The following is a 23,273-nucleotide window of genomic DNA, read 5'->3' on the forward strand; positions in this document are numbered from 1 at the left end:
CGCGTCGACCCGGTCATGTGTTCACTTCTTCGTCACTCGGTGGAACGTCGAGAAGGAGATAGCTCGAGTGACGGCCGCGTTTTCTCGGTAATTCAGCCATAACAAAGCACGAGAAAGTAAACCGACGCAACGAGAATGGTATCAGTACTGTTCGCCCGGAGATGTACTGCAAAGCATCGGTTGCCGGTGTATGCTCGATGAGCCATCGGACGAATACTTCGACGCGGTTCGCGTTCGTTCGCCGCTATCCGTTCGATCTCGCGGCCGTCTCCGTCGCCGCACTGAGCGCGTATCTAATCGTAACGACCTACGGGAGCGACAGTAGCCTGCGACTGTTCGTTACGTTCCCACTTGCCCTGTTTCTCCCCGGGTATGCGCTCGTCTCGGTCCTGTTCCCGGCCGGTAAGCGACGCGCTCGCGACACGGTTTCGGCAGCAGCCAGCACTCACCCCCGTGGAATCGATGGCATAGAGCGCGTAGGATTGGCGTTCGTCCTATCGCTCGCGATCACTCCAGTGGTCGTCCTAGTGTTACCGTTTACGGATTGGGGGCTGACGACCAGGTCTATTACAGCGGGACTCGGTATCGTCACGATCGTTACCGCTCAATTCGGCGTCGTCCGACGACTTCGTACGCCGGACGGTGAGCAATTTACCGGCTCACTTAGCGCTGTCCTCCAGTTTCTTCGTCCCGAAAAAAACGGGAGCAGTACGCTGTCGTCGGTACTGCTCGTATTAGCGATCGGAGCAGCGGTGAGCGCGTTGTTCGTCGGGTTTTTGATGCCGGTCTCGGCTGGCGGATATACCGAGCTCGCACTGTACAGCGAGGATGAAGACGGCGAAATGGTTGCTGGAGAACTTCCGAGCGAAATCGAACCGGGTGACACCATTCCGTTGCTGCTCTCCATCGAGAATCAGGAAGGGGAGGACCAGACGTATACGGTCGTCGTCCAACAGCAAGTCGTCGAGGATGGCGACGTCGTCGAACGAACCGAGTTGCAACGAATCGACGCGAGCGTCTCCGACGGATCGACGGGGACCGGCGAACGGTCGATCACGCCGACGGCAGCACCCGGTGACACGGTTCGGATCAGTATGCTACTCTATCACGGTGATCCGCCGGACGAACCGACGAACGAAAACGCTGCACAGGTGACGTACTTCTGGGTAACCGTTTCATCCCCCGCCGAATGAAGCCGGAGAACTCCCGAGCGGTGAAAGAACCTGCTCATGTCCCGCTGCGTTCACAAAGCGTCCGAGCGTTCATCATCACGTCGCAATAGCACGTCTCGACGTTGAAATCACCGTTTGTACTGAAAGACAACCGACTACTCTCAGCCGCCCGTTATAAGCATAGGCCGACTCGGAATAGTGAAATCGATCGGTCGTCCTGGAGCCGGGGGTATTTTCGGCGGCTGTAGTCGTTCTGTTCCCGAATCGGGTTCCTCCGTAAGTGGTGTGGTAGGGGCGAATCCCTCACGGGAACGTAAACCGACACGAACCACGGGGTCGTACTCGCACAGACAGGTGATCTCGCCGTCGAAGCGGGATCGTACGACGACGGGTTCGAAGAGTTACAGGTGGTGATTGTGGACGCTGAACTGGAACGTGCGTTACGATTCGAGTATCGTGCCTACCACGATAAATCCATGTGAAACGTTCGAGAAAATCCGCAATACGGCGTGGAGACGGGGAGACGTTCAGCCTCTCGAGTGAACAGAGCGCTCTTCATCTCCGTCGATGTCCATGGCGAAGTCACGCTCGAGAACGTTGGAACGGATATCCCGCATATTCGGAACTTCGCCGACGTATCCATTGATTGAATGACGGACGATCACCCCGACGGCATGCCACAGTTCCGGTCGACGGGGCCGTCACGAACCCGACTGCCGTCAACGAAAGTGGCGACGTCGGTGCGGAAGTGGCGACCTCGATGTGGCAGTGGCGACGTCGGTGCGGAAGTGGCGACCTCGATGTGGCAGTGGCGACGTCGGTGCAGTTGGTACTCGTTACTAGAGTGACGGTGCGTTCCGCTGCCCGGTTGTCGTGGAGTGACGCCCGCAAAGCGTCTACCCGAGGGACGTATCGACTTCAGCCGGAGCCAAAAGGAATCGTCTCGGATCGTCTGCAAACGGCCGTCTGACCCGAGAAGAGTGCCGCGGGGAGACACGGGTGCCTGACACGATTGGGGCGGAAGGTGAGTGTCGATTCGGGTTACCGACTTGGAAAGCCAAGCGGCAGGGACACGCCGGGACGACGCGACAGATATTGTGCTGCAGCGAGACCGAGAACGACGAAACAGAGTGCCACCGCGACGGCCGGTGCGAGGGCCGTCGTCAGCGGGCCGACTGCCAGCGATGACAGCCCGAACGCGACGATACCGAGTCCTGTCACCGACGCATAGAGCTGGTGCCACGGCTGCTGGTCTTCGAGACGGCGGTCGAGATACGGCTCGAAGCGGTCCTCGTTCGGGAGCAATTCGATTTTGTGGCCGTCCGGGTCCCAGTCGACGATGCCGTGGTCCTCTAACATCGGCAGGTGAGTCTGGTACAACGAGATGTAGACTCGGCGGCGCTGCGTCCGGGTCACGTTGTCGGTGTCGGTATCGTTCTCCCAGGCGGCGACCTGTTCGACGAGCGGCGCGAGGTCGCACGTACAGCCCTGTCGTTTGAGATACTGGACTGCCCGTCGTCTGCGTGCGTTACTGAACACGTCGAACAGTTCGGCCTGGGTGAGATCGCTGTCAGCCATGTCTACCCTCGTCGTATCGTGTCGAATCCGGGTCCCGTCTGACGGATGTGGTCGGATATCTCACAGCATCGAATGCCAGTCTGTGGCACTTTACTATCTCTTGACTACCCGCTCGAAAGGGTATTATACCAGTTAGCATCCGTGAGAGACCGGGTATTCGATGATTGGGGACTCAATCGCACAGCCATCGAGGGATCGCATTTCGGAACGGGCAGCTCACGGTGGTTGCGACCCGGTTGGCTGGGTGGAACTGTAGTTCGTGGCTACGGGTGTCTCAGGCCAGGGATAACAAAGGCTCGTTACCGGCTGTATCAGCACGATTGCCCACGTGGGTATCGATTCACTATGAAACGACTACGCAACCGACTACGACGTCGAGTAGCGGTTCGAACTGACGGCACGAGCCATCGTCGTCGCGTTGGCTCGAGCGAAAACTGCGGCGACCGGAACGGTGGTGGGCCGCGATGAGCGAGGCGCTGCGGGAGGTAGTCAGCGGCGAGGGTTGTACCGTCGATGCCGGGGCGACCGTCGGCTACGGGGAGTTCGATAACCCCACCAGGCTCGGCGACGGTGCGACTATCAGGGCCGGATCGATTGTCTACGGCGACGTGACGATCGGAGATGGATTCGCGACCGGTCACGACGTACTGGTTCGCGAAGGGACTACTATCGGCGACGACGTCCTCGTCGGCACCAAGACCGTTATTGATGGCCAGACGACGATCGGCTCTCACGTCAGTCTGCAGACGAACGTCTACGTCCCGACCGAGACGACGATCGGAAGCAACGTTTTCGTCGGTCCTGGTGCCGTGTTAACCAATGATGAATACCCCATTCGGACCGACACGGAACTCGAGGGGCCGACGATCGAAGACGGGGCATCGATCGGGGCAAACGCGACGCTGTTACCGGGCGTCACGATCGGCGAAAATGCGTTCGTTGCGGCCGGTGCCGTCGTCACGACCGACGTTCCCGCCAGGAGCCTCGCAGTCGGAGCGCCTGCGACAGTGCAGTCGCTTCCGGATCCACTGGAGGGGGAAAATCAGATCGCATGACGGATACCGAAACGAACCACGAGGCCGAGATGGACGTCGAACCGAATACGGATGGCGGTACGGACACCGAAACTGAGAGTACGGAAAGCGATACGGGACCGGAGACCGCCGAGACCGTCGACTCCGTAGCGGATACGGCGATGCCGGTCTCTATCGCGGACCCCGATCTCAGCGCCGATGCCGTCGATCGGGTCGTCTCAACACTCGAAGACGGCCGGCTCGCCGACGGGCCGGAAGTCAGAGCGTTCGAGGACGAATTCGCGGCTTACTGCGGGACGAACGAAGCGGTTGCGACCGCAAACGGGACGACCGCGTTGCACGCCGCCCTCGAGGCGATGGGACTCGAGGACGGCGATGCAGTTATCACCTCGCCGTTCTCGTTCGTCGCGAGTGCGAACGCCATCCGAGTGGCCGGCGGCGCGCCCGTCTTCGCCGACATCGATCCCGATACGTACACGCTTGACCCGACCGCCGTCGAACAGGTCCTCGCGGAGCGAGACGATATCGTGGGTATCCTTCCCGTCCACCTCTACGGGCTCCCCGCCGATATGCCGGCTCTGTGTGAAATCGCCGACGAACACGACTTGTTCGTCGTCGAGGACGCGTGTCAGGCCCATGGTGCAACCGTGGGCGGTCAACGGGTCGGCGGGTTCGGCGACGCCGCGTGTTTCTCGTTCTACCCGACGAAGAACATGACCACTGGCGAAGGTGGGATCGTCACCACCGACCGTGACGACGTCGCGGAACGGGCCGCGAGTTACGTCAACCACGGCCGAACCGTGAGCGGAACTGGTGGCTACGACCACGTCGATCTCGGGCACAACTTTCGAATGACGAGCATCGAGGCAGCGATCGGTCGCGCCCAGCTCGAGCGCCTGCCCGAACTCAACCGCACGCGCCGGGAGAACGCGGCCGTTTACGACGATCGACTCGCCGATCTCCCGATCGATACGCCGTCGGAACCGACCGGTTACCGCCACGTATACCACCAGTACACCGTACGGACGGAAGACCGAGACGCGCTCGAGGCGACCCTCTCCGAACGCGACGTCGGAACCGGCGTGTATTATCGGACGGCAATCCACCGCCAGCCGGCGTACGAAACGGTGAGTTCGGCCGCGGCGAAGTTCCCGCGAGCAGAGCGGGCGGCCGACGAGGTCCTCTCGCTGCCGGTCCATCCGGGCCTCTCCGAGCGTGACCGCCGGATCGTCGTCGAAGCAGTACGGGACCACTTCACCAGCCAATGAGTACTGACCACCTAGCGGACGCGACGACCGAAGAACCGATTCGAGCCGGCGTTATCGGCGTCGGCTCTATGGGCGAGAACCATGCGCGCGTCTACGACGAATTACCGGGCGTCGAACTCGTCGGAATTGCCGACCGCGACGAAGAGATCGCCCTGCGCGTCGCAGCCGAATATGGGGTAGAGCCGATCGATCCCGAGACGCTGTGCGAGCGGTGTGACGTCGTGACGGTGGCGGTCCCGACTCACGCTCATTACGAAGCCGTCTCGACCTGTCTCGAGGCCGGCGTTCACGTCCTCGTCGAAAAGCCGATCGCCGAAACGGTCGAGCAAGGTCGGCAGTTGGCCGAGCAGGCTCGCGAGGCAGGACTGACCCTGCAGGTCGGCCACATCGAGCGGTTCAACCCCGCAGTTCAGGCCGTCAAGGAGGTGATCGAAGACCTCGACGTGATCAGCGTCGAAGCCGAGCGGCTCGGACCGCCGATCGATCGGACGGCACCGGGCAACGTCATCTTCGATCTGATGGTTCACGACGTCGACGTCGTTGGATCGATATTGAACGAACAACCGAGTTCGGTCGCCGCGATGGGCACAGAAAACGGACGGTACGCCACTGCGACGATCGAGTACGGAGAGACCGTCGCGACGGTAACGGCGAGCCGCGTGACCCAAAAGAAAGTTCGAAAGCTCACCGTCACCGCCAGCGAGTGCCTCGTCGAAGTCGATTATCTCGAGCAGTCGGTGCTGATCCATCGCGACTCGTACCCCGAATACCTCACGAACGACGGGACGCCTCGGTATCGCCACGAAAGCGTCGTCGAGCGGCCCCGTGTCGATAGCGGCGAGCCGCTTCGAAACGAGCTCCGGTCGTTCGTCGAAACCGTCAAAACCGGCGCCGAACCGGAAGTTACCGCCGAAGACGGGATCGCGGCTCTCGAGACGGTCCAGTTGATCGACCGACTCGCGACGGGTCGGAGAGACGAAACGGACGGTGACCCGACTCGGGAATCGGAGGTGGAAGTCTGATGACGGGAACGTCGCCCGCCGACGTCGAGTCCAGCGCGACCGACGACTCCGAAACTACTCCCACGCACGGACTCTACGGTACGGACCTGTCTCCGGACGAACAACGCGACCGGCTGACGAACGGCGAGATTCCGGTGGCCGTCTACGGCCTCGGTAAGATGGGACTCCCACTGGCGGCGGTCTACGCCGAAACGACGGGAAACGTAACCGGTATCGACGTCGACCCCGACGTCGTCGCAGCGATCTCCGACGGTGAGAGCCACGTCGTCGGCGAACCGGGCCTCGCGGACCTCGTGGCCGAGCAAGTCGATGATGGGCGACTCACGGCGACGACCGACGGCCCGGCTGCAGCCGACGCGTCTCGGGTTCACGTCGTCATCGTTCCGACCCTCTTAGACGACGAAAACGATCCGGATCTGGCGACCGTCGAGTCGGTCGCCGACGACATCGCGACCGGACTCGCTCCCGGTGATCTGGTGATCGTCGAGTCGACGCTTCCGCCGATGACCTGCCGAGACGTTCTCGAGCCACACCTCGCGAGTCAGAGCAGTCTCGCGCCCGACGAGTTCGGGCTCGCGTTCTGTCCGGAACGGACCGCTTCGGGGACGGCCCTGCGAGACATTCGCGGCCAGTACCCGAAAGTCGTCGGCGGCGTCGACGATGAGAGTACCAGGGCCGCGGCGATCGTCTATGACGAACTCTCGACCAACGAGGTCCATCGCGTCTCGGATGCGACGACGGCGGAGGCTGTCAAGGTGTTCGAGGGGGTCTATCGGGACGTGAACATCGGCCTCGCAAACGAGCTGTGTCAGCTCGCCGACGAACTCGGAATATCGGTCCGCGAGGCGATCGACACGGCCAACGACTTGCCGATGTGCCAGCTTCACGATCCGGGCCCGGGCGTCGGCGGCCACTGCATTCCCTACTACCCGCATTTCCTGCTCAGGCAGACGGGCGAGTCGATGGCCGTGACCCGAGCCGCTCGCTGCACCAACGCCGAGATGCCGTCCGTGGTCGTCGACCGACTCGAGCGTGAACTCGATAGTGCGGGAACCGACATCGAGGGGGCGTCGGTCGTCGTTCTCGGAATCACATACCGCCCGGGCGTCGAAGAGACTCGCGCTTCGCCGGCACTCGGTGTCATCGACGAACTCTCCGAGCGCGACGCTCGCGTTTCGGGGATCGACCCGCTCGTCGATCCGGCCGACTATGGCGCAAGCCCCGTCGAAATCGACGAGCTAGCCGAAGAGTCGTTCGACGCCGCCGTCGTCGTCACCCCGCACGAAGAATTCGATCGAATCGACTGGAACGCCATCGATCCGATGGTCGTCGTCGACGGCCGGGATACGGTCGACCTCGAAGAGACTGCGCATCGAGAGTACGCGCTCGGGGGCTCGAGCGACGGTCGACCTCCTCGGGGTGATCGCGGCCGCAGAAGGGGTGTCGAACGACGGGATTCCGAGACGATGAGCGCGACGACGGATGGGGGAACGGATGTATAAGGACAAGCGTATCGGCGTCGTCGTGACGGCGTACGATGAGGCTGCGTTCGTCGGCCGCGTCATCGAGACGGTGCCGGAATACGTCGACCGGATCTACGCCGTCGACGATCGGTCGCCGGACGCAAGCTGGGACGTGATCCAGCGAGTTGCCGAGCGGATAAATGGAGAGCGAGAAAACGAACCCGCCGAGGCGACACTCACGGTGGCCGACGGTGGTGACGGCCGGCGCGTCGTTCCCATCCGTCACGATGAGAACCGCGGCTACGGAGCGGCGGTCAAAACCGGCTATCGCCACGCCGCTGCGGACGGTATCGACGTCGTCGCAGTGATGAACGGTGACGGTCAAATGGATCCCGCTATTCTCGACCGGATCATCGATCCGGTCGTCACCGGCGAGGTAGACTATGCCAAGGGTAACCGGCTACGGAGCCCGGAAGATAGAGAAGGCATGTCGAAGTTTCGGTTCGCCGGGAACGCGATACTCACCGGCCTTTCGAAGTTCGCCACCGGCTACTGGTCGATCAGCGACTCGCAAAACGGCTACACGGCCATCTCACGGGAGGCGATCGAAACCCTCGACCTCGAGTCGATCACCGACAGGTACGGGTTCCTCAATCACCTTCTGACCCACCTCAACGTAGCCGGCTGTCGGGTCGCAGACGTCCCGATGTCGGCCGTTTACGGCGACGAAGAAAGCAGCATTCGGTACACGTCGTTCATCAGATTCGTCTCACTTCTGTTACTTCGGAATTTCTGCTGGCGGTTGAAAACGAGATACCTCGTTCAGTCGTTCAATCCTGCGATCGTCAACTACGGCGTCGCTGCCGTGGGACTGGCGGGCGGACTGATTGGACTAATCAGGTCAGCCACGCGGGCGGCAGCCGGAGAGGACGGCTTTGTCGGGGGGATCACATCATTCGTCGCCGCGCTGCTCGGGCTGGTCTCGCTTTGCACCGCTATCCGACTCGACGCCGCGGCAAACGAAGAACTGGAAGCTCCCTCTGGCGAACGCGACGCCGAGACCGAACGAATTCGGGGACACGAACCCGATGAGCCGGTGCAGACTCAGTCGATCGAGTAAGTCACGAGATCGTCACCCTCGCAGGTAGGACACTGCGCTGTACCGGCCGAGACGTTCGTTCCACAATCACGACACTCGTGAACGACCGTAACCGATTTGCTGGTTTCATCGTTCTCCGTAGCTGGTACGGGTGCGTTTGTCTTGGACTCCGTTCCGCCGAACAGTTCGGTGATGAGGGTAGAGAGGGGCATAGAACGGGGGTGTGCGGTCATATTCAGGAAGCGACGATAAACGTTTCGTGACCGTGCGAATATTATTATCTTCCATTATGGTTTGTCAGTGATCGCGGACAATGAGGGTGCAGCGGGCGATGCGAAGTCAGGACAGTTCGGCGGGCGATGCGAAGTCAGGACAGTTCGGCGGGCGATGCGAAGTCAGGACAGTTCGGCGGGCGATGCGAAGTCAGGACAGTTCGGCGGGCGATGCGAAGTCAGGACAGTTCGGCGGGCGATGCGAAGTCAGGACAGTTCGGCGGGCGATGCGAAGTCAGGACAGTTCGGCAGGCGATGCCAAATCAGGACAGTTCGGCGGGCGACGGCTACATCGATTGCGATCGCGGTTGGAGGATCCGTTTCGTCGAGCGGTCCAACCGCTCGATAGTCCCGCGAGACTGAGCAACGTCGACGAGTAAGTCGGTTAGATTCACGAGGTCGCCGACGTACTCCCGGCGACGCCGTTGCCACCGATCGGCCGCCTCGTCGTCGGCGAGAATCTCGAGAGAGCGATCACGAACCGCGTCGTACGCGTCGAACTGTTCAGCCAGGCCGGCGCGCTCGAGTTCTTGAAACTCGCCGTATTCGTGGTCGTCGGTGCCCCGATACCGGAAGGCAGGTGTTCCTAACAGCGCGGCTTCGGTGGCCATCGTGCCGGTGTCGGCGACGAGCAGCGACGCGTCAGCCATCGCGTCGTGGATCAGTGCGGGGTGGAGATCGTACGCTCGCGCCGGGAGATCCTGCAGGTCCATCTCGCCACCCTCGTCGGAGACGAAGACGGTCGCCTCCTCGCTCAGGCGTTCGATCAGGTCCCGTCGCTGTTCCGGGCGGAATCCCTCGAGATCGGTGTCGTGGAGAGCGTCCAGCGCGTTGAACCGGACGAGGACGTACGGTTCGTCGGAATCGACGCCGAGGTGTTTCCGAACGGCTTCGTTCGGCTCGAATACGTCGGGGTGGAGGTAGGCGCACTCTTTGAACCCGTCGAACGTGTAGTGATCGTCCCCGAGATCGCGACGGGTGACCGCCGGCGAGAGAATGCAATCCGCAAAGGGACGCGAGACGGTGTGATTGAAATCACCGGGTTCATCGTCGAGGACGAGGACGACCGGCGTTCGCGTAAGCGTCCCGGCGAAGGCCGCGTACGGACCACGGCCGAAGACGACGTCCGGATCGAAGCGGACAGCCTGTGTCCCGATCGAACGGATCTGCCCTCCCAATTCGCTGGCGAACTGCAGTTTCGAGTACCCCTCCGTACGGTGGTCGCCGTACACTCGGTACGGCATGTCGAAATAGCCGAGTAAGTCGGTCGTACAGGCGTACTCCCGGGTCAGGACGAGAACGTCGTGTCCCGCCGTCTCGAGGCAGTCGACGGCGTGTCGATACTGGTGGACGTGTGCGGGCGTATTGGCCAAGACGAGGATCCGCATCGCTCTGAGCTATCCGCCGTTGGCCCTTTGTAATAGCATCGCTACGGGGGTGAGCCGACGGAACCCTCCGTTTACCGATCGAACGTACACGAGTACGTGAAGAAAAACGTCGTCGACGCCGCGGCCGCCCAACGGGGCGCATCCGTAGCCAGGGCCTGTCCGGCGCGTCGAAGGGGCTGTTCGGCGGATAACAAAGCCGTTCCGGTCTGTCCCCTCTCGTACTCGAGATGCACGTCCTCACGCTTACGACGAACGCCGATGCGCCGTTCATGACCCAGCAGATGGCCGCGCTCGAGGACCGAGGCGTAACCTTTTCGACGGTGTCGGTGGCCGGCGATGTCGGCGCCGATACGTCACGGACGCCGGCCGATTATCTCCGGACCGTCCCGAAGGTCATCCGAGAGGCGGGAAATGGCTACGATCTGATCCACGCTCACTACGGGCTGACGGCACCGATGGCGCTCGCACAGATCCGAAAGCCCGTGGTTCTCTCACTGTGGGGATCTGACGTCCACGGGCCAGTCGCACCCGTTAGTCGAGCGTCTGCGCCGTTCTGCGACGAGGTCGTCGTCATGTCGCGGGAAATGCGCGAGGTCCTCGACCGCGACTGTACGGTGATTCCCGACGGCGTCGATCTGGAGAAGTTCCGTCCCGAACCGCAGGATCGGGCCGCGAAGAAAGTGGGCTGGAACGACGATGGGTACGCACACGACGTCCTGTTCCCGTATTCACCCGCACGGGAAGTGAAGAATTATCCGCGGGCCGAGCGCATCGTGACCGTCGTCGACAACCTCCTCGAGCACCCGGTGCGACTCCGAACGGTCTCCGGCGTCGATCACGACTCCGTCTCGGACTACATGAACGCAGCGGACGCCCTCATTTTGACCTCCCACAGCGAAGGATCACCGAACTCGATAAAGGAGGCGCTGGCCTGTAACCTCCCCGTCGTCGCCGTCGACGTCGGCGACGTCCGAGAGCGCCTGTCGGGCGTGAATCCTTCCTGCGTTTGCTCGAGCGACGAGGAACTGATCCAGGGCCTGCTGGAAATCCTCGAACGCGGCGAGCGATCGAACGGTCGCGAAGCCGCTCGTGAAGTGAGCATCGATCGAACGGCCGACCGAATGCTCGAGGTGTACGAGCGCGTTGCCGGACAGATGATCGAAACCGAAGACTGCACCGACGAACTCACCGTTCAAGGCATCTCGAGACTCGAGTGAGCACCGGCGCACATCTCGGGAGAACGACGCGTAGAGAGAACAGTCGGTTCGGCCATCGTCGGCGTCCGAGGACGACCGGGACGATTTTGCATCCGTTTACGGACGGGTGATCCGCGACGTCGCTTTCGAGACTACGTGACCGACGCCCGATACCATTCCATCGCGTCCGGCACGTGCGCCTCGAGGGGCTGGTACTCGTATCCCAGCTCCTCGTTCGCTTTCCGCGACGTATAGAATAGCCGCTGGGTCGCGAGTGTGGCCATCTGTCGATCGAACGGGAACATTCGGCGATCGGCGACTGCGTCGACGACCTCCGCGACCGGTCCAGCGGCCCGGATCGCAGTCGCCGGGACGCGGATCCGCGCGGGCGAGCCGTCGACTGCATCGGCGATCCGTGAAACTGCTCGGTCGTACGTGAGGTTCTCGCCGCCGAGGATGTAGTGGTCGCCGGCCTCGCCGTGCTCGTAGGCGGCAAGCAGTCCGTCGACCACGTCCGAGACGCCGACGATACTCAGGCCGCCGGGAAGATAGGCTGGCATGGTGGGTTCGGCGCCCATCGCGAGCAACTGGGCGGTGAACTCCTCGTCGCCGGGACCGAAGATCGACGTCGGATGAACAGTGAGGGCGTCACCGTTCGTCTCAGCGTATCGGTCGACCAGTCCTTCGGCCGCCGCTTTCGAGGCCTGATAGGCGCCGATCGGCTCGGCGACGTCCGACTCGTCGGCGAAGTCGGTGTCGCCTACGGGGCGCCGCGTTCCCGACGTGCTGGTGAAGACGACTCGACCCGCGTCGGCGTCGCGACAGGCTTCGAGCACCCGCTCGGTGCCGTCGCGGTTGACCGTCCAGACGGTATCGGGACCGGCGCTCCAGAGGCCGATTCCCGCGAGGTGGAAGACGGCGTCGGCTCCGTCGACGAGCGACCGCAACGTCCCGTCGTCGAAGAGGTCGCCGACGTACCAGTCGATCCCCTCGAGGTCGCCTCGTTCCGATGTCGGTCGACTGAGTCCGCGAACCTCCCAGCCATCGTCGAGCAGGCGGTCACACAGGTGGGTCCCGAGAAAGCCGGTCGCACCCGTCACCGCCGCCGTTCGCGGTTCGCTCGTCGCCGTCATCGACCGCCCTCGAGTTGCGGCGGCACGGCGTCGCCGGCCACCGTCGCGTACATTCGGTAGGCGGTCGAGACGGCAGGGTGGGTCTCGTCGGCCGGTGGCAAGTCACCGTCGGGAATCCGTGCCCGAAGCCGATCGAAGTCGATGCCAGTCCCCTCGACGGTGATCGGTTCGGCCTCGTCACCGCGGACCGTCTCGAGCGCACCGTCGTCCGCGGGTGATCGCCCCAACAACGAACTGGCGACGGCATCGACGGCCGAAACAGCTCCCGAAAACAGCGTGTTCGCTGCTGCGGGTTCGCCGCCGTAAACGGTCGTCGCGTCGACGACGGCGGTTTCGGGCTCGACGAGCCGCGTCACCGCGACGGGCACTCGATCGGCGTCGGCGGCGTCTAAAACGAGCGATGCAAGCGTTCGCATCGCGCCCGCGACCGTGCCGTTCTCGGTCGGCCGCAACGATGGCACGACGATAACGGTGTCCTCGTCGAGTCGGTTCGGGACCGTGAGCGATACCGACCGTCCGTCCACCGGTTGGACGTGTTCGGTATGGGGTTCGTCCGCCAGATCGACGAGGTCGGCCTCGAACCCCTCGAGTACGTCGGTGTAACCGAGGTACGCCGCCGTTCTGTCGAACGACATCCGATCAGTGCTCGCGCCAGCAACGGCGACATCTGCGTCGGTGCACCGCTCCAAATGACCGACGATCGTGCCGATGACGGCCGGATCGGTGATCATTCCGGACGACGGGTGAAACGGGTAGTGCACGTCGGGGACGAGCGTGATCCGGTCGGCGCTCGAAAACGATTCCAGTGTGGGCTCTAGCAGGCCACGAACCGGAGCCTCGAGACCGGCTATACGGGCGTCAACATCGGGCACCCAGCTGCCGTGATGGTCGGGTTCGTCGACAGTGACCGCACGGACCCGCGCCCCACTCATAGGGTCACCTCCGGCGCTTCGAGTTCGTCCGCACCGTCGGCATCGACGGCCGCACGTTCGTAGGCCGTCTCGGCGAGGGCCAGCGTCCGGCGGCCGTCTGTTCCGTCGACGGGTGGTCGGTTGCCGGCGCGGATCGCCTCACAGAAGTCAGCCAGTGCGTCGTAGTGAGCCTGCAGGTAGAACGTCGGGCCGAACACGTCGGGCTCGTCGTTCGTGAACCGGCTGGCGACGTTCGAAAGGGCGGACTTCGCTGCGCCGGCGTAGAAATTATCTGGCAGGTGGTCCCGGTTGCTGAGCGTCCCGGTCACGCCTTCGAGGCGCAGTCGAGTGTTGACCTCGGGGAGTTGCTCCCACTGGTAGGAGCCGCAGTGAAGCGTGATCGTCGTTCCCGTCTCCCGTGCCTCCAGGAGCACCGTCGCGGCGTCCTCGACGTCGATTTCGAGCGTCCGCCCCATCGATGCATCCAGAACCTCGAGGTCGCCGAACAGCCACTCGAGGACGTCGAAGCAATGAACTCCCAGTTCCAGCAGCGACCCGCCGCCGGCCGCGTCGGGATCTAGCGGCCACGACGGCGGCGCGTTTTCCACGGGCGGCCGCCCCAACGGGCCGTCGTTGAGCCTGGTGATCGAAGCGTACGGGACGTGGCCGACGCTTCCCTCGTCGTAGGCCTCCTTGAGGCCCGTCATGTCCGGTTGGTAGCGCAGCGTGTGATCGACGCCGACGGCGATTCCGGCCTCGCGGGCGGTCTCGAGCAAGTCGTCAGCCTCTTCAGTCGAGCGTGCAAGCGGTTTCTCGACGAAGACATCGATACACTCCTCGGCGGCACGCTCGACGGCTTCGGCGTGGAGAAACGGCGGTAACGCGACGACCGCGGCGTCGAGATCTTCGGATTCGAGCAGCGCCGCGTAATCGTCGTACGTGCGCGAGACCCCGGCACGATCGGCTCGATTACGGTTCTCGGGAACGGCGTCGGCGGCTGCGACGACCTCGACGTTCGGCATCGCGAGCGCTGATTTCAGGTGTACCATGCCGATGTTCCCGACGCCGAGGACGCCGAGCGAGAGTCCACTCGAGTCGGTCCATCGATCCAGAATCGGTAGTTGCATCTGTCGAAAAAGGGCCGGCTGCGGGCTTTGTTATCGTCGCCGTACCCGGACGGGCAAACGAGTAGTTCGTCCATTCGGACGACAGCGTCCGTCTACCGACCGTCCCGACTCGCTAGCTCCAACTCGGTGTCGCCCGCTCGCTCGTGCTCGTTGGATTCCTGAACCGATCAGCGACGTCGGCCATCGTCTCGACGGTGAGGTCAGTGGCGGACCGCCGGCGCTCGAGGTGCGACAGGATCGCCCGCATACGCCGATCATCCCGCTGGTGAGTCAGGTTGTTCGGATGGAGCCACATGTGAAAGAGACCGTCGGTCCGCGCCGCCTCGTCGATGCCGCGGCGAGCGAGGACGACCATCGGATCCTCCCAGATCGATTCGGCGACCACCCGTGCCGTCCCCTCGAAGCCAAAGAGGAACATCGAGGCAGGGACGTTGACGAGCCCGTACTCATCAACAATCGGGGTAACCAGCATCGATCGATCCCGGATCGCAGAATCGAAAACGCCACGAACACCGTCCCGGGTCGGCGAGGTTCCCCGGTAGGCACCGATTCCGTGTTCGGCCAGCACGTCGCGGTGGCCGACGTCATTTCGCGGATAAATGAACGAGTCGATCGATTGACCCCAGTCGTCTGCGAGTTCGCGACAGCGCTCGAGTTCCGCGATGGCGAGTTCGCGGTTGGTCTCCGGCCGGCCGAACAAAACGTGTGAGAACGAGTGACTGGCGAACTCGTGTTCGACATCGGACTCGAGGACGTCGCGTACCAGATCCCGGCCGAATCGGAGGTCGGGGCGTTCTGCCCACGCTGTTCGTTCGCGGTCGAACCAGCCGTTGGGAGCCGGGTGGTCGGCGTGGGTAGCATCACAATTATCGAGCATGAGGTGTCCGACGATGGCCCACGTCGCCGGTACGTCGAACTCCTCGAGCAATTCGACCATGGACCTCCAGCCTCGGCGTCCAGATTCGACCCGTTCTACCGGCGGCTCGGGAAGATCGTGAAATCCCCACCCGAGTTCGGCGTCGAGAGAGATTACGACGCTTCCCACGGAAACCACCACGATTGAACGCGTTTCATATTGGGACGGTTGCGTTTTGGTGGCTTTGTTATGGAGGACCTGTCTGAACGACGCCTGGATTCTGTGACGCGATACACCGTCACTCGGGAGTGTACGGGCGAGAGGATCTGGACGTGGAGTTAATGGGTCCGAACAGCTCTCTCTTGGGACCGTCGTGGGGTGAAATCTCTCTATAACAAAGCGCTCATCGGGCGACCGGAAAGACAGCAGACGTCGTTGACGTCTCAAAATATAATCATGAGCGGATATACAGCCCCTTCCGAGCGAGCGTTCGTGCTCGGACTCGACGGCGTGCCGTGGAGACTCATCGAGCGATGGAGCAATGCGGGCGAACTCCCCGCATTCGCCCGACTGCGAGAGGAGGGCGCCTCGGGCCCACTCGATAGTACCCGCCCGCCGACGACGCCACTCGCATGGCCGTCGATCGCGACCGGGGTATGGCCGGACAAACACGGCATCTACGGCTTCCAGAACCTCTCTTCAGAATACAGTCACGAAATGTACACCAGCCAAGATCTCGCCCAGCCGGCCCTCTGGGATCAGCTCGCGCCGGCACACGTCGGGAACGTCCCGATGACCTATCCGGCCAGCGAGATCGACGGCACCATGGTCACGGGGATGATAACGCCCTCGACGGATCGGGAGTTCACGCAACCGGCTGATCTACAAGACGAGATCGACTCCCGCATCCCCAACTACGAAATTAGTCTCGACTATCCCGAGTATGCCGATCGGCTGGACGACTTTCGGGTTGCCGTCGACGACATGCTCGCGAAGCGCCGTAAGCTGATGCGTATCCAGATGGACCGGGCCGGCACCGACTGGCAACTGTTTTTCTTCGTCTACACCGCTCCCGACCGATTCCAGCACCTCGTCTGGGACATGGACAAGCTTCTCGCCCACTACAAGAAACTCGACGACATCCTCGGCGAAGTCATCGAGTACACCGACGACCACGACGCCGATCTCTACGTCGTCTCCGATCACGGCTTTGGCTCGATCGAGGAACTCGTCTACGTCAATCGCATCCTCGAGAAAGAAGGATACCTGGTTCGACGGGACGACGATGGAACGCGCGGCGCGCTCGCGAGTCTCGGAATCTCGCGGGACGCCATAACGGGTGCACTCAATCGAGTCGGAATCACCGAAGAGACGCTCGTTCAGTCGCTCCCCCGCCGGCTCGTCGACTCAGTCGCTGAGCAGATACCCGGCGATCATGCGTTATACGACGTCGACTTCGATCGGACCGTGGCGTTCGTCCACGACACCGGAAACTGTTACATCAACGACACCGGTCGCTTCGACCGCGGGGTCGTCTCGCCGAGCGAGATCCCACAGGTCAAAGCGGATATCAGGGACGCCCTCGAGTCGGTGACCGACGAGAGCGGCGAGACAGTACTGGAGGTATTCGACGGCGACGACCTGTTCCCGACGGACGAGAAGTCGCCTGACCTGGTCGTCGGTGGCCGGGGTACCTACGAGTCACGCAGCGCGGTTTCGGACCGGACGCTCGGCGATACAGGGACGTACGATGCGAGCCACCGGAGCGAAGGGATCGTCCTCTGTCGCGGCCCGTCGATCGAAGCCGACGCGACCTTGCGCGGCGCCCGAGTGGTCGATATCGCACCGACACTGCTCCACGGAATCGGCGAACCGGTACCGGAAAACGCCGATGGACGAGTATTATTCGACGCCTTCGCAGACGACGTGCGGCCGGCGGAGACGAAAGTGGAATGGACGACTGTCACCCAAAACGATAGCGATACGACGGTCGATGAGGATTTCGACGACGTCGAGGACCGGCTGAAAGGACTCGGCTATATGGAGTGAGGGAAGCGGCCAGGCAGACTCGGCTACATGGAGTGAGGGAAGCGGCCAGACGGACTCGGCTACGTGGAATACCGATGATCAGACGAATCAGCCACCGGGAGCGACGATAAATTGAACGACGGCTGGTCAGGACGGTGCTCGCGGCAGTGAGACGGTAATCGTGTTGCCCGTCTCGGACCGCTCGAACTCGATGTGACCGTTCGAGCGATCGACCGTCCAGTAGACGAGCCACAGTCCCAGGCCCGACGTGTGATACACGTCGTTCATCTCCCATTCGCCTGTCAAGACGCGAAACTCGACCTCGGGGATCGGCGGACAGGTATCTCGGATTTCCACGTCGACGGTCTCTCGATCGAGCTGAAGCGTAATCCCTAGCTCGGGCAGACCCTCTGGGTCGTGTTGAACGGCGTTTTCGAGGAGTTCCGTGACGGCCCCCTGAATCTCGCGGACTGTACAGGCGACCGCTGACTCGGGACGGTTCGGGTTCGTGTGGATCGTCACGTTCGGGTGCCGATCACGGATCGTCTCGACTGCGTCCGAAACGACCGTCACGATGTCGATCGACTCCCTCACGGTTCGGTCGCCGAGCAGTTCGATTATTTTTCGTTGTTTGTCGGCGCTCTGGAGGAGCTCCTGACCCTGCTGACGGATGATCTCCGCGCGCCGTCGAGACGGGTTGGAAGCGTCCTCGGCGATGCTCTCGGCGTTGCCGAGGATGACGGCGAGGTCGTTTCGCAGATTGTGTCGAAGGAGGTTGTCCATGACGGTTAACTGTCGTTCTCGTCGCCGCCGATCGGTGATGTCTTTGCTGAAACCGACGATCCGAACGACGTCGCCGTCCTCGAGAAGCGGTTCGGCTCGAACCCAGACCCAGCGGTTGTAGTCGGTCCCGGGATTGACGCGGTATTCGAGGTCGACGGATTCGCCCGCAGACGCGCGGGCCATAGCCTCTCGAACGCTGCGGACGTCGTCAGGATGGACCATATCGAGAAAGGTGCGGGGATTCGCCTCGAGCGTTTCGGCGGACTGACCGTAAACGTCCTCGTACGCGGGGTTGACGAACAGCAATTCGGACCAGTCGCCGTTGAACATCCACAGGACGTCACCGATAGTTCCTGCGATCGTCTGGAGTCGGCATTGAGCGGCCCGACGTTCTCGCTCCGCCATCACTCGTTGAGAAATGTCGCGCGAGCTGACGACGTACCCGTCGATGGCGTCGTCAGGCGGATTCGTAAACCGGCTTTCGAGCCAAACCCACCCGTCGTTTCGGGTAACGTGCCGATAGTGAACCGTCGACGACGCCCGTGCGACCCCGCTTACCCGGCCGAATCGATCCGCGACCGTCTGCCTATCGTCCGGATGAACGAAATCGATCACGTACTCGTCGATCAGCCGGTCCGGCTCGAACCCAAGCATGGACGCACTCGCTTCGTTGACGTAGACGTACGTCCCTGCTTCATCGACGATGGCGAGTGTATCGTGTGCATGTTCGAGGAGGACTGAAGCCAGATCGTCGATCTTTGGGTCCATTGCGGTTCTCTAGACCAATTTCGATACTCCCTCAGAAAAGTGTGGTGCTACGGAACACAGTCACAACCAGTGACCGGTTACGGCCGGGAGGGAAGCCAGCGTCGGGACCGAGCCGAAATTCCCCCACCGAACCTCGATCGGAGGGACGCCGATCAAGCGGTCGGGAACCGCTCGTCGAACGGGGCGACTCGAGTTCATCCCGTCAGTTCCGGCGAAACGGATCTGTACCCGACCCATCGGTGGGCAGGCCACTACTCCAGTATCCACAGGATTCCAAACACCGAGATAGCCAGGTACTGAAACGACCTTCGAACCGTCACTTAAATTATACCACATCGAGTTACGCGGAAAATCGGTCGTCGCCGGACTCGATCGCAAGAGATCGGACCGAGAAACTCGAGGAACAACCGCGAATGCCCGTCGACGGCCTGATGCTCTATCGATTGGACCGGACGAATCGAAGGCCAGCCTTTGCAGTCGTCCAGGCCGGATACATGGCGTTGTAGACGATGTTAGGCGCGTTTCTCGCTCCGGCCCGAAGGATGCGGTGGGTGAGCGGCGGACCCGACGTAGAGACCAGCACGTCCAGGTCTGCGTCGTCGAGCCAGTCGAAGAAGGTTTCTTCGGCCGGTGTGGCCGGTTCGGCCTCGCGTGCGCGGTCACGAATATCGCCCCACATGTGACGTTCGTCCTGTCCGAGGACCCAGTCACCCCGCTCGAGAGACTGCCGAAGGTCGTGGTAGTCTGCGTCCGAGAACGGATAGCCGTGGTCCGACGGCTCGAGACCCGCCAGACGGAGGCCGACGGCAGTCCGGTAACACTTCTCGCAGTGACCGCAGTTGCCGTCTATCCGGTCGTTGCACGTCTGGAGTTCGAGCGATGGATCCTCGCGACGAACGTAGTCGGCGATGACGTCGAGTCGCTCCTGTCTAGTGAGTTCGTAGGCATCGTGATGGCACTTCGTGCCGGCCCAGCGGACGTACTCGTCGACGTCGGGCCGAGAACCCCATTCGAGATCGATCCCCTTCCAGTGGGTCGCGGCGACGTAGAGATCGTTCATCCCGCGCGCGTAGGCCATCGGCGCACAAAGTCCGAGTAGTCCCAGTCCGTGGCCCACGGAACTGTACCAACCGCCGTCGACGTATCGTTTGTAGTGGGCCAGCAGCATCGGATGATCGAGAAACGAGAGCATGTTCGACTCGATATAGGCGGTCTCGAGGCCGTGGTCTTCGGCAAATCCGGAGACGCGTGTTTTGAGGGCATCCCACTTCTCGTCGTCGGCCGAACTCGGCGTAATCGTCCATCCACGAATGCTGACCAGCGTCGGCGATTCCTCGCGGTGACGAACGTACGAACACGTCGAATCGACACCGCCGGTAAACAGCAGACCGCTCTCATCGCGCGTCTCCGGTTCCGGTTCGATCGTCCGGCGGGCATACAGCGTCCCGCCCTCGAGAAAGTCGTGCATGTCACACAGCGACTTCTCGACGTTCTCGAGCGCTCGTGCGAACGTCGCGTCGATTTCGTCGACGTACACGTCGGCTCCGTTGGCCCACGCGACCGGACAGACTTGCGCGAGGATGGGAATCGCCAGAACGCCGTCAGGGACGTCTTCGATCGATACGTCGTAGCGGGTTCGAAACGGATCGTCGGAGATGAACCGCTCGAGGTCGGTCGAAGTGCGAACCGAACACTGGAGGGTCCCGCCGTCGGTGGTGAGTTGATCGATGAGGATCGATGACATAGGTAGGGGGAGTCGATGTGTCGGTCGACTGGATCACGACCTGCTACAAAAACCATCAGAACCGTTGATCGATCCCGTGTCGAGAAATCGGACCGTAGCTAATCGGGCGTCCCCGACAGGGTCCACATATTTTGTCGCATATATTAGGTTGCAGATTTGCCGAAATCACCCGGCGTAGCAAATCCTCTGACGGACAGCCGTCCGTATACCGGACGTGCAGTACCGACAACAACTCCTTTCGAGGGTAGGATCTGTATAACAAACCCTGACAGCGGCGACGGCTGGTCTAATACATGCGTATCGAGACTGACCGGGACGAGTCCGGTGAGAGAATATGAGACGATCGACGCTCAACGCGACGGTCGCAGTCGGTTTTCTCGCGGTTTCGATGGGGATTCTCGTCGCGAGAGCGAATCCGGCGACTGCATACGAGTCATCGGTGTACGCGGGGGCTCCGACGATCACCTGGGGAGGGTTCGCGCTCGCGCTCGCGATTGCAGTCGGCACGTGTCTCACGTGTCGGGGGCGAACGCAGGGATACGGGATCGGTCTCGGCGCGATGGCCGTCACGGCGATCGTGAGTCTCCCCGTGATTCGGAACTACCACTACGCCGGGATGGGTGATGCACTGACGCACCTCGGCTGGACGAGAGACATCGTCACCGGCGGAACCGCGCCGCACGAACTATTCTATCCGGGATTGCACGCCCTCGCGACGACCCTCCACTTCGCCGGTGGCATCTCGATCGAGCGCGCCCTCCTGGTCGGAATCGTCGTCCTGTTCGTTCCGTTCGTGATCTTCGTCCCGCTTGTCGTTCGCGATATGGCCGGCGGTGGACCGGCGGTCGGCCTCGCTGCGATCGTTTCCTGGATGGTCCTTCCAATCAATAACATCGCGACGCACATGGGCATCCACACGAACTCGAACGCGCTGTTCCTCGTCCCCGCCGTCGTCTTTGCGCTCGTCGCCTATCTCCGCCGGCGGTCGACTGTCGAGCGCCTCCCCTTCGGCGTGTCGCCGTTTAGCGCCCTCATCTTTCTCACCGCGCTTGCGCTCCTGTTAATCCACCCACAGCAGATGTTCAACGTGGTCGTCTTGATCGGCGCGATCAGCGGGGTCCAGTATCTCGCTCGACGTCGCTTCGACGACCATCCGATGATCGAGCACCCGACGACATACGTCCATACGATCAGCCTCGGCGGCTTGTTCGGGCTCTGGGCACTTGGAAACGAGCGGTTCAGACGGGCTGCTATCGGACTCGTCTCCGGGCTCCTCGCACAGGATATCGGTGGCGGGTCGACTGTCAACCAGCGCGGATCGTCGTTGACCGATATCGGCGGGAGCCTCGGCGAACTATTCGTGACGATGTTTCTCGATGCGGCGGTCATCGGCCTCATCGTGGGTCTGTTCATCCTGCTCGTCTGGCTCGGCTGGTCGAACCTCGACGGTGAAACCAGCTCCTTCGTCAACTACTTCGCGCTCGCGTTGTTCCCGTTGTGTGGCATGTTTTTCGTCTACTTTCTCGGGACGCCGACGATGGCGTTCCGGCAGATGGGGTTCATCTACGTGGTGTTGACGATCCTCGCCGGCATCGCCCTGGCACAATTCGTCGGCGGTCTCTCGAGTGTGATCACGTCCCCGGGCGCGAATGCGGTTGCGGCGCTGGTACTCGGAGCCTGTCTCGTCCTCGGCCTGATGACGGTATTTACGTCGCCGCTGATATACAATCCGGGCCAGCACGTGACTCCCGAGATGATGAGCGGGTACGATGACGGGCTAGCCCACGGCGCGGAGGGCGTTCCCTACGCCGGAATGGGATACGACCCCTACCGATACGATCACGGCATAAACGGTCTCGCCGGAAGCGACAGCCTCAGCGGTGCTTCGGCAGCCACAGGATCCGTCAACGCCACCGTCTTCAGCAGCGGGAACTACAGCGGTGCCTATCCGTCCGACGAGTACTACTTCGTCTACACGGAGTGGGACAGAACGAAAGAGATCCAGGTGTACGAGGAACTCAACTACGACCGCGCTGCGCTCGAGGGACTCGAAACCGAACCCGGAGTGAACAAGGTAATTTCGAACGACGAGTTCACGATGTATGCGGTCGACGCCGAACCGTAGATGTCGCTGTTCGAACGGGCCGCAGTGGAAACCGACGCGATTGAACTGCCACAACCAAGACCAAGTCGTGGAATTCGGAGCCGACTCGAGACGACCGGCAGCGAATGACACGTCGCTTGCCGAGATGACGAACGGGCGACCGTTCGTCGAGATTGTCAACCCGTCCGTGCTCGCCAACTCCCGAGATGTCCCTCATCCGGCAGTCCCTATCTCGACGTGATTTCGACGGGTAACAGAGTATTACTGGCCGGAAACGGCGATATGATCGAACGAAACAGTCGGTCGCTACGGTCGATCACCTATCCG

General features: G+C 62.2%; 18 protein-coding genes. 9 read left to right on the top strand and 9 right to left on the bottom strand.

Features of this window, described 5'->3' with window-relative positions:
- The first annotated feature begins 197 nt into the window (after nt 1-197).
- Nucleotides 198-1,193 (top strand): DUF1616 domain-containing protein, encoded by a 996-nt coding sequence (locus HYG82_RS27545; protein WP_179260290.1) that lies wholly within the window; start codon nt 198-200, stop codon nt 1,191-1,193.
- 1,020 nt (nt 1,194-2,213) lie between these two features.
- Here HYG82_RS27545 and HYG82_RS27550 read toward each other — a convergent pair.
- Nucleotides 2,214-2,750, bottom strand: a complete 537-nt coding sequence (locus tag HYG82_RS27550) for a DUF7344 domain-containing protein (protein WP_179260291.1) — start codon at nt 2,748-2,750, stop codon at nt 2,214-2,216.
- A gap of 464 nt (nt 2,751-3,214) precedes the next feature.
- Here HYG82_RS27550 and HYG82_RS27555 point away from each other — a divergent pair, with 464 nt between their 5' ends.
- From HYG82_RS27555 to HYG82_RS27575, 5 genes are read left to right on the top strand one after another with little or no spacing between them, the layout of a single operon-like run.
- Nucleotides 3,215-3,805 carry an acyltransferase gene (locus HYG82_RS27555; protein WP_179260292.1) on the top strand — a complete coding sequence of 197 codons (591 nt, stop codon included), beginning with the start codon at nt 3,215-3,217 and terminating at the stop codon, nt 3,803-3,805.
- Complete coding sequence (locus HYG82_RS27560; RefSeq protein ID WP_179260293.1) at nt 3,802-5,052, top strand: DegT/DnrJ/EryC1/StrS family aminotransferase; 1,251 nt, start codon at nt 3,802-3,804, stop codon at nt 5,050-5,052. Before HYG82_RS27555 ends, HYG82_RS27560 begins: the two co-directional genes overlap by 4 nt.
- Nucleotides 5,049-6,074, top strand: a complete 1,026-nt coding sequence (locus HYG82_RS27565; RefSeq protein WP_179260294.1) for a Gfo/Idh/MocA family protein — start codon at nt 5,049-5,051, stop codon at nt 6,072-6,074. Before HYG82_RS27560 ends, HYG82_RS27565 begins: the two co-directional genes overlap by 4 nt.
- On the top strand, nt 6,074-7,576 hold the full coding sequence (locus HYG82_RS27570) for a nucleotide sugar dehydrogenase (protein ID WP_179260295.1): 1,503 nt from the start codon (nt 6,074-6,076) through the stop codon (nt 7,574-7,576). The genes HYG82_RS27565 and HYG82_RS27570 overlap by 1 nt, the downstream gene beginning before the upstream one ends.
- Nucleotides 7,569-8,657 carry a glycosyltransferase family 2 protein gene (locus HYG82_RS27575; protein WP_179260296.1) on the top strand — a complete coding sequence of 363 codons (1,089 nt, stop codon included), beginning with the start codon at nt 7,569-7,571 and terminating at the stop codon, nt 8,655-8,657. Before HYG82_RS27570 ends, HYG82_RS27575 begins: the two co-directional genes overlap by 8 nt.
- Here HYG82_RS27575 and HYG82_RS27580 read toward each other — a convergent pair.
- Nucleotides 8,642-8,848, bottom strand: a complete 207-nt coding sequence (locus HYG82_RS27580; protein ID WP_235217891.1) for a hypothetical protein — start codon at nt 8,846-8,848, stop codon at nt 8,642-8,644. The two genes, HYG82_RS27575 and HYG82_RS27580, sit on opposite strands and share 16 nt — an antisense overlap.
- 347 nt (nt 8,849-9,195) lie before the next feature.
- Nucleotides 9,196-10,296 carry a DUF354 domain-containing protein gene (locus HYG82_RS27585; RefSeq protein ID WP_179260297.1) on the bottom strand — a complete coding sequence of 367 codons (1,101 nt, stop codon included), beginning with the start codon at nt 10,294-10,296 and terminating at the stop codon, nt 9,196-9,198.
- Nucleotides 10,297-10,523: 227 nt separating this feature from the next.
- Between HYG82_RS27585 and HYG82_RS27590 the strand changes: the two genes are divergently transcribed.
- On the top strand, nt 10,524-11,513 hold the full coding sequence (locus HYG82_RS27590; RefSeq protein ID WP_179260298.1) for a glycosyltransferase: 990 nt from the start codon (nt 10,524-10,526) through the stop codon (nt 11,511-11,513).
- A gap of 131 nt (nt 11,514-11,644) precedes the next feature.
- Here the strand turns inward: HYG82_RS27590 and HYG82_RS27595 are convergent, their stop codons facing one another.
- The 4 genes from HYG82_RS27595 to HYG82_RS27610 all read right to left on the bottom strand — a co-directional run bounded on the left by HYG82_RS27595 (nt 11,645) and on the right by HYG82_RS27610 (nt 15,708).
- Nucleotides 11,645-12,625 carry an NAD-dependent epimerase/dehydratase family protein gene (locus HYG82_RS27595; RefSeq protein ID WP_179260299.1) on the bottom strand — a complete coding sequence of 327 codons (981 nt, stop codon included), beginning with the start codon at nt 12,623-12,625 and terminating at the stop codon, nt 11,645-11,647.
- The gene (locus tag HYG82_RS27600; RefSeq protein WP_179260300.1) at nt 12,622-13,557 is read right to left on the bottom strand and encodes a DUF362 domain-containing protein; all 936 of its coding nucleotides are present in this window, start codon (nt 13,555-13,557) and stop codon (nt 12,622-12,624) included. The genes HYG82_RS27595 and HYG82_RS27600 overlap by 4 nt, the downstream gene beginning before the upstream one ends.
- A complete protein-coding gene (locus tag HYG82_RS27605) occupies nt 13,554-14,663 on the bottom strand; it encodes a Gfo/Idh/MocA family protein (protein WP_179260301.1) in 1,110 nt (369 codons plus the stop codon). The genes HYG82_RS27600 and HYG82_RS27605 overlap by 4 nt, the downstream gene beginning before the upstream one ends.
- A 112-nt stretch (nt 14,664-14,775) precedes the next feature.
- Nucleotides 14,776-15,708 carry a polysaccharide deacetylase family protein gene (locus tag HYG82_RS27610; protein WP_179260302.1) on the bottom strand — a complete coding sequence of 311 codons (933 nt, stop codon included), beginning with the start codon at nt 15,706-15,708 and terminating at the stop codon, nt 14,776-14,778.
- 267 nt (nt 15,709-15,975) lie between these two features.
- Between HYG82_RS27610 and HYG82_RS27615 the strand changes: the two genes are divergently transcribed.
- Nucleotides 15,976-17,568 (top strand): alkaline phosphatase family protein, encoded by a 1,593-nt coding sequence (locus tag HYG82_RS27615; protein WP_179260303.1) that lies wholly within the window; start codon nt 15,976-15,978, stop codon nt 17,566-17,568.
- A gap of 126 nt (nt 17,569-17,694) precedes the next feature.
- Here HYG82_RS27615 and HYG82_RS27620 read toward each other — a convergent pair whose 3' ends face one another.
- Nucleotides 17,695-19,098 carry a PAS domain-containing sensor histidine kinase gene (locus HYG82_RS27620; protein ID WP_179260304.1) on the bottom strand — a complete coding sequence of 468 codons (1,404 nt, stop codon included), beginning with the start codon at nt 19,096-19,098 and terminating at the stop codon, nt 17,695-17,697.
- Between the two features lie 436 nt (nt 19,099-19,534).
- Complete coding sequence (locus HYG82_RS27625) at nt 19,535-20,842, bottom strand: hypothetical protein (RefSeq protein ID WP_179260305.1); 1,308 nt, start codon at nt 20,840-20,842, stop codon at nt 19,535-19,537.
- A 334-nt stretch (nt 20,843-21,176) separates the two neighbouring features.
- Between HYG82_RS27625 and HYG82_RS27630 the strand changes: the two genes are divergently transcribed.
- The gene (locus HYG82_RS27630; protein WP_179260306.1) at nt 21,177-22,967 is read left to right on the top strand and encodes a hypothetical protein; all 1,791 of its coding nucleotides are present in this window, start codon (nt 21,177-21,179) and stop codon (nt 22,965-22,967) included.
- Nucleotides 22,968-23,273: the final 306 nt, after the last annotated feature.

Origin of the sequence: Natrinema halophilum, assembly GCF_013402815.2 — an archaeon.
In the GTDB taxonomy this organism is placed as follows: Archaea; Halobacteriota; Halobacteria; order Halobacteriales; family Natrialbaceae; genus Natrinema; species Natrinema halophilum.

Bases quoted from the DNA above. Each gene is read 5' to 3' on its own strand.
- HYG82_RS27545 (WP_179260290.1), top strand. From the start codon at position 198: ATGAGCCATCGGACGAATACTTCGACGCGGTTCGCGTTCGTTCGCCGC.
- HYG82_RS27550 (WP_179260291.1), bottom strand. From the start codon at position 2,750: ATGGCTGACAGCGATCTCACCCAGGCCGAACTGTTCGACGTGTTCAGT.
- HYG82_RS27555 (WP_179260292.1), top strand. From the start codon at position 3,215: ATGAGCGAGGCGCTGCGGGAGGTAGTCAGCGGCGAGGGTTGTACCGTC.
- HYG82_RS27560 (WP_179260293.1), top strand. From the start codon at position 3,802: ATGACGGATACCGAAACGAACCACGAGGCCGAGATGGACGTCGAACCG.
- HYG82_RS27565 (WP_179260294.1), top strand. From the start codon at position 5,049: ATGAGTACTGACCACCTAGCGGACGCGACGACCGAAGAACCGATTCGA.
- HYG82_RS27570 (WP_179260295.1), top strand. From the start codon at position 6,074: ATGACGGGAACGTCGCCCGCCGACGTCGAGTCCAGCGCGACCGACGAC.
- HYG82_RS27575 (WP_179260296.1), top strand. From the start codon at position 7,569: ATGTATAAGGACAAGCGTATCGGCGTCGTCGTGACGGCGTACGATGAG.
- HYG82_RS27580 (WP_235217891.1), bottom strand. From the start codon at position 8,848: ATGCCCCTCTCTACCCTCATCACCGAACTGTTCGGCGGAACGGAGTCC.
- HYG82_RS27585 (WP_179260297.1), bottom strand. From the start codon at position 10,296: ATGCGGATCCTCGTCTTGGCCAATACGCCCGCACACGTCCACCAGTAT.
- HYG82_RS27590 (WP_179260298.1), top strand. From the start codon at position 10,524: ATGCACGTCCTCACGCTTACGACGAACGCCGATGCGCCGTTCATGACC.
- HYG82_RS27595 (WP_179260299.1), bottom strand. From the start codon at position 12,625: ATGACGGCGACGAGCGAACCGCGAACGGCGGCGGTGACGGGTGCGACC.
- HYG82_RS27600 (WP_179260300.1), bottom strand. From the start codon at position 13,557: ATGAGTGGGGCGCGGGTCCGTGCGGTCACTGTCGACGAACCCGACCAT.
- HYG82_RS27605 (WP_179260301.1), bottom strand. From the start codon at position 14,663: ATGCAACTACCGATTCTGGATCGATGGACCGACTCGAGTGGACTCTCG.
- HYG82_RS27615 (WP_179260303.1), top strand. From the start codon at position 15,976: ATGAGCGGATATACAGCCCCTTCCGAGCGAGCGTTCGTGCTCGGACTC.
- HYG82_RS27620 (WP_179260304.1), bottom strand. From the start codon at position 19,098: ATGGACCCAAAGATCGACGATCTGGCTTCAGTCCTCCTCGAACATGCA.
- HYG82_RS27625 (WP_179260305.1), bottom strand. From the start codon at position 20,842: ATGTCATCGATCCTCATCGATCAACTCACCACCGACGGCGGGACCCTC.
- HYG82_RS27630 (WP_179260306.1), top strand. From the start codon at position 21,177: ATGAGACGATCGACGCTCAACGCGACGGTCGCAGTCGGTTTTCTCGCG.